Source organism: Fischerella major NIES-592 (assembly GCF_001904645.1).
GTDB classification, from domain to species: Bacteria; Cyanobacteriota; Cyanobacteriia; order Cyanobacteriales; family Nostocaceae; genus Fischerella; species Fischerella thermalis.
In genome coordinates this window covers 382,928-395,206 of sequence record NZ_MRCA01000005.1, presented here as the reverse complement: position 1 = coordinate 395,206, position 12,279 = coordinate 382,928, and the positions used below count along the sequence as shown (strand labels likewise).

Here is a 12,279-nt window from a genome sequence, read left to right as displayed (position 1 = left end):
GTGTGTATCGGTGGTCGATTTCTAAAAAAACGTTTTTTACCAGGCGCAAGGAATTTTGCGTCTCCATATTCAATTCACATCAGGCGTAAGTAATAATTTAATAACTAGCCTGACAAATATATATCAAAATATCTATCTCTAGAGAGAATATCTTGTAAATTCTTGTATTCAGACTTTCAGTCTACAGGTCGATTTAATAAATCTAGATTCCCGACTATAAAATTACTATGCACGCATTTAAAAAATCAATGTGAAATGCAATCAAGAAAAATTTATTGAGACAGATAAATAAAAGTGAATACTAGATCAACAACAGCATTTAGTATTTATGACTGCTCAATTTTCTCTTGATTTTATATTACTTACACCAGTCCCTGGAGGAATTAAAATGCAAAAATCTATTTCTTTGTTAGGTTTTATTTTTCGTCCCGTACGTTTTCTGTTTGTAGCCTTTACATGTGCTTTGCTGTTGTTCTCTAATGCTTTTCCTGCTGCTGCAATACAAAGCTATCAAAGCAATCCAACAGAAGCTACCGATCAATTGCTTGAAACTCAGCGTCAAACGGACGAGGTAGCTAAATCTGCTCCTCTGGGATTGAAAGAAACTCAACAGCGTACCAGTGGAGGAGGACTGAACGAAGTTCAAGGTACTGCTGATGCTGAAAAAATGAATCGTCCTGAAAATTCTCAAGAAGCAGTTTCAGTAGAAGAAGAAGTAAGCAACTTTTTGAAAAAAGTTACCGGTAATAAGTAATAGACATCAAATGTCTTTTGCCCCAGAATTTTTAACTGGGGATTTATTTTCTATAACTTTCTCTATATAGCAGAAAGTCAAATCCCCGAATTATCCAAAAATCCGGGTCTCTGTGTCTGATAATTTTTGAATTAAAATAAGAACGCTATAGATTTATATTGCTAAAAAAGCCAGGTTTATTTCATTCTCCCCTAGTCCGCCAAGGATTTTAATTCTTGGCTCATAGTTCAAGTCGGTTAAAACCTATTACTAAATAAAACATAATCATTCTTTGGATTGATGTTATGTCACTAATGAATTGCTGAAGTTATAAGAGGAGTTAGCTTAAGGATTGAGAAACAAGGTAGATAGAATTGACACCTCATGAATAAGAAAGTTCGTAGTAAGTGTTATCTTCGCCAAATATATCAAGACTAGAGACTTACGTCTAATGTGAATTAACAAAGGCGCTAATAGATCATGGGAAATACTCAACAAACCAATGACCACTCAACCACCCATGAAAGATCCATCTGTGTTATCTGTGTTTCTCGGTGTGTATCAGTGGTCGATTTCTAAAAAAACGTTTTTTACCAGGCGCAAGGAATATTGCGTCTCCATATTCAATTCACATCAGGCGTGACTTACTACGAACTACTGGTTTGGATATATGCAAAAACAATATAACAGGAGTGTTGAATGACGGCAGAATATAAAGCTGAACGGACAATTTCGGCTGTTTATAAAGAACAAAACCAAGTAGATGACGTAATTCGGCGTTTGCTTGATCGGGGTGTGCCTAGAGATCATATTTCGGTCATGGGCAGAAACTTTAAATCAGAAACTCGCATTGCTGGTTTCATTACTAAAAAAGATGTAATTCTTGGTGGTTTAAGAACAGGAGCAATTTTTGGCTCTTTGTTTGGTTCTTTTTTGAGCTTGCTTACAGGTGTTGGTGTATTATTCATTCCTTTTGTTGGTCCAATTGTAGCAGCAGGTCCAATTGGTGCTTTGTTATTAGGGGCTGCAAGTGGAGCGATCGCAGGTAGCGCCGGTGCAGGTTTAGTTTCTGTGTTAGCCACCCTAGGTATGCCAGAAGATAAAGCCGCAGTATATCAAACTCGTCTGCAAGCTGGAGAGTTTTTAGTCATGGCAGAAGTTCCAGCTGATCGGAGTGGGGAATTTCAAATACTGATGGAAAGTGCTGGTGGTGAAGAAATTCATACGATGGAAACAGCATTACCCCGTCCCTGTCCTGGTCGTTGCAATAGTCCCGAGGATTTATCTCCAGAAGTACGCTCTCATCTTTCCGGTGAAGCTCAGAATACCTTTATTGAGCGCTACAACGCTGTGTTAGACGAGACTAATGACCAAACAAAGGCAGAACAAGCTGCTTGGGAAACTGTTCAACAAAATTTTGATGAAGATGATAATGGTGTTTGGTCGAAGAAGAAAGTAAGTGTTTAGTCCAGTGTCAATTGTCAATTGTCAATAGTAAAAACTCTTAACTATTAACACTTGACACTTGACTAATTACGGTGATTTATAACTGGCAACTCGGATAGTAAACCGTTTCTAATGTCAGTTCTTGTTTAGAACTAAAAGCTTGAAATATTCCATAAGTGTGTCGTATCCATCATATGGAAGATATTAGCTTTAAATTAAATAGTTTAGTTTTAAGATTTTTATTAAAAATCTATCTCTTAGCAACTAGTAGTTCGAGAAATTTATCTCTGGGGAGCGAGTTTTTGAATTAATAACAATAATATATTATAAATAAATAATCGAGGAAAAACAATTATGAGTATCGAAAATAGAGTAGAAGCAACCACTAAAAACATAGAAGGAAAAGTTCAAGAAATGGTTGGCGAAGTAACTGGAAATCCCCAGGATAAAGCTGAAGGCCAAGCGAAGCAAGCAGAAGCACAGCTACGTCATACAGTTGAGAACATCAAAGATGATGTGAAAAAGTCCCTAGAGTAGTATCAGCACACTAAAACAAGGTTTAGAGCTTGAGCAATTAGAGGATATTGGCAATTATAATTTGTTTATACACAACTCAGGCTTGCAAAACTAAGCTCAAAAATTTCTTGGTTTTTCCTAATGTTTTATAGATAAAGTTAGCTTGTGTAGTAACGGATTATCTGAGCCAAATTGTTGACAACATCCTCATTAATACTAGAGCTATTTACTAGATTTTTATACAGCAGTACTGATTTAATTCTCCCCAAGATACACTTAGGGGAGTTTTTACTATATTATGTCCGACTAATTACTTTATTATCTAAAGCTTGGGCATTGGAAAATTATCAGTATCTTAATTAACCATTACTGGCCCCAACGAATAATATAAGTCCTCAAGCGGACATGATATTATTTCTGCTTTTAATTAATAATAAAAAAGGTTAGTTCCTAAATAAGTTGGAGCTAACCATAGATAGTTTATACATATTCAACACTACTCTAAGCTGCACTACGCCGTGTAATTAAACTCCAGATAAAGATAGCGATAATTGCACCAATGATGGCAACTATTAAACCTCCAAAGTTAAAACCTACTCCTGTAATAGTCAAAGTACCTGTGGTTAACAAATTAAATAAGCTTCCTCCAATTAAGGCTCCAACTATACCTAAAAGTATTGTGGCAATTATCCCACCACCTTGACGACCAGGGTAGATTGCTTTGGCAATAGCTCCCGCTAAAATACCTAAAATGATCCAAGCAATAAGATCGATCATAATAAATGTATTCCTCAATTAGTTTACTTTTTGCTATTAGTATAACAATTACTAAATATTATTTGTTCTATCTCAAGTTCAGTTGAGAGTCTATCGCAAGAAATAATATCTAGGCAAGCATCCCCATCAAATTAATAGTAAAATACACTTATTTAATAAAATGATTGTAATCTTCTATAAATCTTTGTCGCTTAGTATTAAATCAAACCAATGAATCTATTTAATATTCTGTGTCAACAATTAGTCCAATTAGTTTGTAATCCAAAATTATCTGACTGATAACGGTGCAATGGTGTGAATATACTTATTCCTTTAAGAAAGCAATTTAAAATGGTTACAGATAATATATGTATTGAGGAGTTTTCAGGAATTACAAATTCTGCCTCAAACTTCTATGTTTTAATTTTTGTAAATAAAAATAAAATTGACTAAATAATTCAATAAAGATATAACCGAGTAAATTTATTTGATCAATTAAGTAGTATGAACAGATTAAATGAAAAACCTGCGCTATACCTTCAGGGTATAGCGCGGATTAGTTCACGCTACTAACCCTGAACGCAGGGCGCGAACAGCTGCTTGGGTACGGTCGTCTGCACAGAGTTTGTTTAAGATATTGCGAACATGGGTTTTGACAGTTCCAACTGTAATGTAGAGTTTTTCTGCAATCTGCCCATTGCTACATCCGGCTACAATCAACTCTAGAATTTCTAATTCCCGTTGAGTTAAGGGATAAGTTTCTAAGACTTGCTCGTATTCTGGCGCTAATGCATCTATTTTTACAGTCTTGGGTTTGTCAACGGATTGATTATCTGGGAAAACTTGTCGCATTTGTTGTAATACAACATTGGCGATCGCGGGGTCAATCCAGGAGTTACCTTCGTATGTTGCTTGGATTGCTTCTGTTAATCTTTCAATGCTGGTATCCTTCATGTAGTAAGAATCTGCACCAGCAGCAAAAGCAGCAAGTACTGTATCCTCTGAGTGTTCCATTGTCAGGATGAGGATTTTAGTTGTTGTATCTCCTGTTTCAGTCTGCCACTGCCGAAATCTGCGGGTGAGTTCAACACCATCCATGTCTGGCAAGCCTATATCTACCACAGCTACATCTGGCTTGGCACTTTCCAAAAGTTTCAGACCCTTGGTAGCATTTGCAGCTTCGCCGATAACTCTAATTGCACTGTCGGTTTGCAATGCCGCTTTTAGTCCCATTCTTGTCAAGTCATGGTCTTCAATTAAAACAATACTAATTTCACTCATTGCTACTTGTACTCTCTACTAATTCCATCTGTCGTAAGCCGACATTTAGTGATTTATTTTTTTTTATTTTCCAAAACCTAAGATAGATGATATTTTTATAAATTTGCATCCACCAATAGAAATAGTCATTTCCACGTTTTTTACTTGCCTCAGATGAGAAAATCTAGCCCAGGACATATGGCTAAATCACAAATAACTATAGAGTACTGACACTAAGCTACAATTGCCGCTATTACAGACTGTGAATGAAGAAAAATTGCTAGCATAAGGCGGCAGGCAAAAATTTTCTTAGTTAATAAATCAATATTAAATTTACATAAAGCGATCGCTTGTGCAGTCCAAGGAAAATTAATCCGCAATCAACTTCACATTCTCAGTACAGAAAATAGAATTTCGACCATCGAATATTCTGTGCAAGCAATTCGAGTTTCAGAATAAGATATTTGTAATTTGCCAAACACTAGAAGCGCTCGTTCATAAGGAAAGTACAGGGGCGGAAAAAGATTGTCGAAACTGAAACAGGTACAATCACCTTGAAATCTCAGGTAGTCTAAGCAACCAAAAGAATAACTCTGTTGAAGATTTTGATTGCAAAAGTTTATTGCAACTCTGACCAATGGCTGAAGACGATATTCAACCAGTGAATCTACAATTGGGATGAACTGGTATTAGAGGTATTTTTTTACTAGATTTTGCTTTGAAATTGTGTGATTTAGGAATGTATACTCAAGGCTAATGTAGCCTATCTTTTATTAGGGAGAAAATTTTGGGAAACTAATTTTTTCCTCAAAATTTGCAGAGGCAAAATAAATAGTTGACTTCTAGTAGACAAGAATCGGAGCATCTATAATTCGCTAAAGGTAATTCCCAAATCATGATAACTAATTTTTAAGAAGTATTAATGTTTTGGTAATTAGGTATAAGTCTAACTCTAATACTCTAGTCAGGAAAGTAAATTTAGGATACAACTGAATCAATTTAAAGCAAGTGATGGCAGAAAGAGTGATGAATATACTACTAGTGGAGGATGACGAAGTAGATATGATGAATGTCAAACGGGCATTCAAAAAAGTTAATATTATTAATCCATTATATGTTGCCACTAATGGTATAGAAGCCCTAGCAATGCTGCGTAGTAGTAATGGTAAACCTCTTGAGGTTCCTAATGACCGACGTTTGATATTGCTAGATTTAAATATGCCCAAAATGGGTGGAATCGAATTTCTCCAAGAACTACGGGCTGATCCCCAACTCAGACCTACTCCTGTGGTGGTGATGACAACTTCCAATCAAGATAAAGACAGAGTGGAAGCTTATAATTTGAATGTCGCTGGTTATCTTCTGAAGCCTGTGACATTTAATAATTTTCTTGAACTCATGGCAACGCTCAATAAGTATTGGACTCTCTGTGAAATGCCTTAGTTGGTGAAGTGCCATCCGATTTAAGATTTTGGATTTGGGATTGGTTCCACACATAAATCTGGCGGCTTGTACTATTGAGAAATTATGATATTGCCTGATTTCTAATTGAATCTATAGATCAATCTAGGGGCTTGTTCTATTGAGGAATCACTGGTCAGTTGAAAATAATTATCAACCAACCACTAACTACTAACTAAAAAATATCTAGATGGCTGGAAAACTTCAATGTTATACGAGAATCTGTATATAAGAGCAATAATTAAAAGCGATGGAAGAAACGCTAAAAGTATTAGTTGTAGATGATGATGAAGTAGACCGCATGTCAGTCAGGCGGGCTTTGAAAGCAGCAGGGATAAGTGTACAGCTGTTTGAAGCCAATGACTGTAAAAGTGCGATCGCTCATTTGCAGGATAATTCTTTTGACTGCGTTTTTCTCGATTATCGCCTACCAGATCAAGATGGATTGACCTTGATCAACGATGTACGTTCTCGTAATATCAAAGTGCCTTTGGTTGTACTTACCGCCCAAGGAGACGAACAAATAGCTGTTGAATTGATGAAAGCTGGTGCTGTAGACTATCTTTCCAAATCAAGAGTCTCACCAGTCACACTGACACAGGTTTTACGAAATGCCATTCGAGTTTACCGGGCAGAAATGCAAGTAGCTTTGGTAAACCAGCAACTTCGAGAAAGTAATGAATTGTTACTTCGTAAAAATCAAGAACTAGAAGCACAACAGCAACAAATTGAACTACAAAACATCAAGCTTAAAGAAGCTTCACTGCTAAAATCCCAGTTTTTGGCAACAATATCTCATGAACTGCGGACACCGATGAATGCTATTATTGGCTTTTCTCAGCTATTGCTGCGTCCCAAATGTGGCGATTTGTCACCCCAGCAAAGGGATATGGTGGAACGCATCCTCAATAATGGCAAGCATTTATTAATGTTGTTAAATGAAGTCCTTGACTTCTCTAAACTAGAGTCTGGTAGATTAAGTCTGAAACCAGAAATATTCGACTTATCACAGGTAGTCAAAACAACCGTTGCTGAAACTTTATCTCTAGCAGAGGCAAAAAAACTTTCTGTACAGGTTCAAAATAACTTACAAAATAGTATGGTATTTAATGATCCTGTACGTGTGCGGCAAATTTTAATGAATCTGCTCTCGAATGCGATTAAATTTACAGAGTCCGGTAGTATCGGTGTGGATGTCACAGAACTACCAGATAATCAGATAGAAATTGCTGTATGGGATACAGGTATTGGTATTGCCCCCTCAGACATAAAATATATCTTTGAAGCCTTTCGCCAACTCGACCAGAGTATTACTCGTAAATATCCCGGTACAGGTCTTGGTTTGCCAATTGTAGATGCACTAGTCCAAATGATGGGGGGCAAAATAGCTATAGAAAGTGAATTAAATCGGGGTTCAGTCTTTCGGATTTCACTGCCACGCCAAGTTCTGTTATCCAGGACGCAAAATCAAGATGGAGCGCCAAAGGCTTCTAATATAATATCACCAAAAAAGACCTTAAGTAAACAGCCAGAGGCACTTCATCTGGCTCAAGAACAAGTGCAGCAACTACCAAGAGAAAGAGGCAAGTAATTTCATGTATTTAGTCATTTTTGATTAAGTGGAAATGTTAAATTAAAAATAATTATAGATGCACTAGCGACTGAGTGCATAAAAAGAAAAATAAGAAATGACGACAATACAGCTTTCCTCAATATTATTATTATTAAATCAAATATGTTTTCAGCTACAGATACTAAAGTAGAAAAAATTCTTGCTGTTGATGATACGCCTGATAATCTATTCTTACTACAGACAATCTTAGAAATTGAAGGGTACGAAATAGATTTAGTAGCAGATGGGGTAACAGCGTTAAAGCAAGTCGAAGAATCTCCCCCAGATTTAATCTTACTAGATGTGATGATGCCAGGGTTAGATGGCTATGAGGTCACTCGGCGCATCCGTAATCACCCTTTTCTAGATTACATTCCCATCTTGTTATTGACGGCATTTCATGATGTGAGTGTTGTGGAAGGTTTGGATGCAGGAGCTGATGACTTTATCCGCAAACCATTTGATCAAGATGAACTATTAGCAAGGGTGCGATCGCTACTCAGACTTAAACGTAGTCTTGATGAACAAAAAAAATTATTTCGTCAGCAGGAAGACTTTGTTTTACGTTTAACTCACGACTTACGGACTCCTTTAGTTGCTGCTGACAGAATGCTAAATTTATTTCAGCAGGAAACCTTGTGCAAAATTTCGCCAGAGATGAAACAGGCGATCGCGGCCATGATTCGCAGCAACCAAAACTTGTTGGACATGGTTAACACATTGCTAGAAGTCCATCGCCTAGAAGCAGGTAAAAAAACACTGCAATTTGAAAACTGCAATATTTGCGAAATTGCCACAGAAGTAGTTGAAGAATTACATCCACTCGCTGATGAAAAAGAAATACTCCTCAAAGTAGATAGCAGTGAATTAAATCAACAGGATGAAAATGATTGTATCGTTTTGGGCGATCGGCTAGAACTACGTCGCTTAATCAGCAATTTAGTCGGAAATGCTTTGAAATTTACAGATACAGGTAGCATAACTGTTCGCATTTCGGCAACTCCTCCATCTTCGACAGATCAAGGCTGGATCAAGTTAGAAGTAGAAGACACCGGTTACGGAATTGCTGCTGATGATCTGCCAACACTATTTGAACGATTTCGCCAAGGTAAAAATAAACGTGCTGGTAGTGGTTTGGGATTACATTTATCACGCCGCATTGTCGAGTTACACGGAGGAACAATCGAAGTCACTTCCGAATTGGGTAAAGGCAGCGTTTTCACAGTACATTTACCAAAGAAATGAATTGCAAGTTTACCTCACCCCGTCAAGAGAGGACACCCTTCTTTGCGAATTCAAAGAAGGGTTATTTGATTCTCCCCTAGTCTGCCAAGAATTAAAATTATTGGCTCATAGTTCAAGTCGGTTAAAACCGAGTAAATAAGCTGTGAGTCCGTTTTAACAGACTAGGCTATAAGACTCGTGAAATTTATTTCACAGGCGGGTTATGCCAAGAATGAAATAGCCCTGTTGCTAATACATAGGTGTATATCTTTCAGATAGTTTACTTATCACTTGATCTAGAGTCAAGATACTTCATTGGGATGGTGATCTGAAAAATTTGTACCACTATTATTCAATACAGCAACCTGAAACAGCAGGCTCACTAAATCATCTCTAACACCAATATACGTCAATGATTTTTAGGTTACACTGCTAGTGATAACTCAAAAAGTGAGGTATTATTTCATAACTAAGAGTTTATTTTCCTTTGATAGTTGCTTGTTATTTGTTAGCTTTTTAACTACTAACAAATGGTAAATGACTAGTGACTCTTAACAATTAATTTGTTGCTGTACTTGTTGACTTATTACTAGTGGTCTATATCTTAAGTTATACAAAATATATGGCAGAATCAATTCCCACTCGTGGTCAAGTAGAACGCACCTTAGCACAACGTATACAGGCTTTATATCGCCAACAACTCGGACATCAGCCTAGCAAGGTAACATCTCGCCTTTCAGATACAAATGTAGTGATTGTAATTGAAAATTCAATTACACCACCAGAACAGTTGTTGGCTCAAACAGGTAGACAAGAACTAGCAGAACAAGTGCGCTCTGATTTAGATGAAGCTATTCAACCCCAATTAAAAGAATTAATTGAGGAGATTTTGCATGTATCTGTAGTAGAGATATTGAGTGATGCCACTTTGGAAACTGGCCGTTCAGGAATTATTGCTATCTTATCCGATACACCTGATCTTCGTGATTCTGTTTCTAATTCTAAAATCAGGAAAAAGGCTTCATAAACAATCAATGATTCTTGCCCTCATATACTTTGGTCCTCACACAAGTCAAGAGCTGAATTATGCTTTAATTTACTGCCGAGATGACGAGAAACGATATCTTCTAAATCTTCAATCATGTAAGGTTTGCTGATGTAATCGTCAAACCCAGCTTCAAGAATACGCTCTCTATCCTCTAAACTAGCTAAAGCAGTAACCGCAACAACATTAATATTGTGTGTTAGCGGTTCTTGTTTTAAGGAGCGTACAACATCAATACCATTGATTGCTGGTAATAAAATATCTAGTAGTATCAAATCTGGCTGATATTCTTTGGCTACCAGCACTGTTGTATAACTGTCTGTTTGACAAATGAGCCTACAGCCAAATGACTCAAGAGCATACCTCATCAATAGCAGGTTGTCATCATTGTCTTCCACCACTAGTATCAACGGCGGTTGGAAGATTTGTCTATTTTCATCAGCCATAAACACTTGCGCCAGTTCCATTCCTTCTCCAGGCAATCTGATGTGCATTCGTCGTTCCTCCTGAACGAACAGACGAGGCATTCCAAGAGCGGTAGGTTAACGCTCATTCAAGACTGGCTCGTTTATCAACTTTATCAAAGTCGGCACTTTTTGCTCTAACAACAACGCTATGTAGAGGAAAAAGTATATCAAGCTGAAAGAATGTAGCTACACCTTCTGATTATAAACAAAATAAAGAAAATGTTTAACAAATAAATTATAAGTACTTAATATATTTAATAATATTTAAATATAAGTTCTTAAATTTAAAAGCAAAGCTGTCTAAATACCATATGTAAAGCAGCTTTTGATGATTTTTACGTGTGTGTTATTTACAAATCAATAATTGTCAAGATGCGTGTGCTACTTTTTATTATATAAAAAAATCCTAATTTGCTAAGTATAAATACTTTGGAAGCTGACATCTGTAGCGATCGCTCAGATCAATAATTAGACTAGTGTAACATTTAAAAACAGATTATGGAGACTCGAGAAAAATTGCGTCTCTACTTACTTTTTGGGTTAAGTGCAAAACATTAAATTGTGAAAATTGAAAAAACTTTCTTTTACCCCTTGACATCTCTTGTAGTACATTAGTAGTATAGGAGCAACAAACAAGTTAAACAAACACAACAAGTCTTACCTCCCAAAAATCTATATAAAGGAGGTTGTAGTATGGTTCATATTCGCTTTGAAGGTCGTTCTTATGATGTTAGCGAGTCACAACTAGGCTTAACAGCTAACATGAATGACAATATTATTAAACAGCGACTAGCACAACATTTTGATGTGCAACTAAACCGCTTTGAATCTTACATAATTGACCGTAGACCAAGTGGGGATTTAATCGTAAGACCAGAAGCAGTTTACGGATAAAGGATTAAGTTTTTGTCCCGCATCCTCACAGGTGAAGCTTACATACATTCAACTTCGCAAGAAGTTTGTAGGTTCAAACCCTACCACCTCCACTTAATGGGGGTGTAGCCGAATTGGTATAGGCAAAATGTTCATGGCTTTACCAACTTATGCGGGATACGATTATTCCCAATGATTAAATATTCCACTTCGCGCCCTCACAGGAAAAGCTTACATACTAGCCGAATGGAAAAGGCGCTTGATTTCGGCTCAAGATTATACAGGTTCAAATCCTGTGTATGAACAAACGGCTTTTTCAACTTGCGCGAAGTGACCTAATAAATTATTGATTAATGAGTGATGAAAATAGCAAATATCAAACAGTCACACAAATCGAAAATCTCATAACTGCATTCAAAAATTGCACCTTGCCATGCTGTAAGTGGAATCATACTGCACATTTAACTGTGGCATTATATTACCTCATACATTACGGGGAGAAACAAGCAAGCAATCATCTTCGCCAAGCTATCCAAAATTATAACGCAGCCATAGGTATCCAAACCAGCAAAAATAGTGGTTATCACGAAACTCTTACCAGATTCTGGATTCACATGGTGCGTCATTATTTATCAGTGAATCAAAAGCAAGCTTCCCTGTTGCAGCTGACTAATGGACTCATTGATAGTTACGGCAATAAGCATCTACCACTGCAATACTACAGTCGGGATTTGTTAATGTCCTGGGAGGCTCGTAATCACTGGGTTGAGCCGGATTTGAGACATCTTGATGTTCTTGAATAATTTTTGCCGTACCCTCATTGAGGAAGCTTACACACTCCTAATATAAACAACTTAAAAAACAGAGTCTTACGTCTGAAGCCGTC

Annotated in this window: 12 protein-coding genes and 1 tRNA gene; 10 read left to right on the top strand and 3 right to left on the bottom strand. The window is 36.9% G+C overall.

Annotated elements, in window-relative coordinates; all coding sequences use genetic code 11:
- Positions 1-388 precede the first annotated feature (388 nt).
- The 3 genes from NIES592_RS12530 (at position 389) to NIES592_RS12515 (ending at position 2,716) form a co-directional block, all read left to right on the top strand.
- Positions 389-754, top strand: coding sequence for a hypothetical protein (locus tag NIES592_RS12530; RefSeq protein WP_062250557.1), 366 nt, complete (start codon positions 389-391; stop codon positions 752-754).
- Positions 755-1,432: 678 nt separating this feature from the next.
- Positions 1,433-2,200: a ChaB family protein gene (locus NIES592_RS12520; RefSeq protein ID WP_062246757.1), complete on the top strand. Its 768-nt coding sequence runs from the start codon at positions 1,433-1,435 to the stop codon at positions 2,198-2,200.
- 333 nt (positions 2,201-2,533) lie between these two features.
- Positions 2,534-2,716: a CsbD family protein gene (locus NIES592_RS12515; RefSeq protein ID WP_009453724.1), complete on the top strand. Its 183-nt coding sequence runs from the start codon at positions 2,534-2,536 to the stop codon at positions 2,714-2,716.
- A 480-nt stretch (positions 2,717-3,196) separates the two neighbouring features.
- Here NIES592_RS12515 and NIES592_RS12510 read toward each other — a convergent pair whose 3' ends face one another.
- Together NIES592_RS12510 and NIES592_RS12505 are read right to left on the bottom strand one after the other, a co-directional pair.
- On the bottom strand, positions 3,197-3,472 hold the full coding sequence (locus tag NIES592_RS12510) for a GlsB/YeaQ/YmgE family stress response membrane protein (RefSeq protein ID WP_009453725.1): 276 nt from the start codon (positions 3,470-3,472) through the stop codon (positions 3,197-3,199).
- A 540-nt stretch (positions 3,473-4,012) separates the two neighbouring features.
- Positions 4,013-4,732, bottom strand: a complete 720-nt coding sequence (locus tag NIES592_RS12505) for a response regulator (protein WP_009453726.1) — start codon at positions 4,730-4,732, stop codon at positions 4,013-4,015.
- A gap of 990 nt (positions 4,733-5,722) precedes the next feature.
- Between NIES592_RS12505 and NIES592_RS12500 the strand changes: the two genes are divergently transcribed.
- From NIES592_RS12500 to NIES592_RS12485, 4 genes are all read left to right on the top strand, one after another.
- The gene (locus NIES592_RS12500; RefSeq protein ID WP_073555896.1) at positions 5,723-6,154 is read left to right on the top strand and encodes a response regulator; all 432 of its coding nucleotides are present in this window, start codon (positions 5,723-5,725) and stop codon (positions 6,152-6,154) included.
- A 268-nt stretch (positions 6,155-6,422) separates the two neighbouring features.
- On the top strand, positions 6,423-7,763 hold the full coding sequence (locus tag NIES592_RS12495; protein ID WP_062246753.1) for an ATP-binding response regulator: 1,341 nt from the start codon (positions 6,423-6,425) through the stop codon (positions 7,761-7,763).
- Between the two features lie 144 nt (positions 7,764-7,907).
- Positions 7,908-9,029, top strand: coding sequence for an ATP-binding response regulator (locus NIES592_RS12490; protein WP_062246751.1), 1,122 nt, complete (start codon positions 7,908-7,910; stop codon positions 9,027-9,029).
- A gap of 601 nt (positions 9,030-9,630) precedes the next feature.
- Positions 9,631-10,035, top strand: coding sequence for a DUF2294 domain-containing protein (locus NIES592_RS12485; protein WP_062246748.1), 405 nt, complete (start codon positions 9,631-9,633; stop codon positions 10,033-10,035).
- 20 nt (positions 10,036-10,055) lie between these two features.
- Here NIES592_RS12485 and NIES592_RS12480 read toward each other — a convergent pair whose 3' ends face one another.
- Entirely contained in the window at positions 10,056-10,547 is a 492-nt protein-coding gene (locus tag NIES592_RS12480) for a response regulator (protein WP_062246746.1), read from the bottom strand.
- 666 nt (positions 10,548-11,213) lie between these two features.
- Here NIES592_RS12480 and NIES592_RS12475 point away from each other — a divergent pair.
- The 3 genes from NIES592_RS12475 to NIES592_RS25885 all read left to right on the top strand — a co-directional run bounded on the left by NIES592_RS12475 (position 11,214) and on the right by NIES592_RS25885 (position 12,196).
- Positions 11,214-11,414: a hypothetical protein gene (locus NIES592_RS12475; RefSeq protein ID WP_016865358.1), complete on the top strand. Its 201-nt coding sequence runs from the start codon at positions 11,214-11,216 to the stop codon at positions 11,412-11,414.
- A 211-nt stretch (positions 11,415-11,625) separates the two neighbouring features.
- A tRNA-Arg gene (locus NIES592_RS25145) sits at positions 11,626-11,695 on the top strand.
- Between the two features lie 51 nt (positions 11,696-11,746).
- Positions 11,747-12,196, top strand: coding sequence for a hypothetical protein (locus NIES592_RS25885; protein WP_256678125.1), 450 nt, complete (start codon positions 11,747-11,749; stop codon positions 12,194-12,196).
- The last annotated feature ends 83 nt before the right edge of the window (positions 12,197-12,279 follow it).

Coding starts and splice junctions, on each gene's coding strand:
- NIES592_RS12530 (WP_062250557.1), top strand. CDS start 389: ATGCAAAAATCTATTTCTTTGTTAGGTTTTATTTTTCGTCCCGTACGT.
- NIES592_RS12520 (WP_062246757.1), top strand. CDS start 1,433: ATGACGGCAGAATATAAAGCTGAACGGACAATTTCGGCTGTTTATAAA.
- NIES592_RS12515 (WP_009453724.1), top strand. CDS start 2,534: ATGAGTATCGAAAATAGAGTAGAAGCAACCACTAAAAACATAGAAGGA.
- NIES592_RS12510 (WP_009453725.1), bottom strand. CDS start 3,472: ATGATCGATCTTATTGCTTGGATCATTTTAGGTATTTTAGCGGGAGCT.
- NIES592_RS12505 (WP_009453726.1), bottom strand. CDS start 4,732: ATGAGTGAAATTAGTATTGTTTTAATTGAAGACCATGACTTGACAAGA.
- NIES592_RS12500 (WP_073555896.1), top strand. CDS start 5,723: ATGGCAGAAAGAGTGATGAATATACTACTAGTGGAGGATGACGAAGTA.
- NIES592_RS12495 (WP_062246753.1), top strand. CDS start 6,423: ATGGAAGAAACGCTAAAAGTATTAGTTGTAGATGATGATGAAGTAGAC.
- NIES592_RS12490 (WP_062246751.1), top strand. CDS start 7,908: ATGTTTTCAGCTACAGATACTAAAGTAGAAAAAATTCTTGCTGTTGAT.
- NIES592_RS12485 (WP_062246748.1), top strand. CDS start 9,631: ATGGCAGAATCAATTCCCACTCGTGGTCAAGTAGAACGCACCTTAGCA.
- NIES592_RS12480 (WP_062246746.1), bottom strand. CDS start 10,547: ATGCACATCAGATTGCCTGGAGAAGGAATGGAACTGGCGCAAGTGTTT.
- NIES592_RS12475 (WP_016865358.1), top strand. CDS start 11,214: ATGGTTCATATTCGCTTTGAAGGTCGTTCTTATGATGTTAGCGAGTCA.
- NIES592_RS25885 (WP_256678125.1), top strand. CDS start 11,747: ATGAGTGATGAAAATAGCAAATATCAAACAGTCACACAAATCGAAAAT.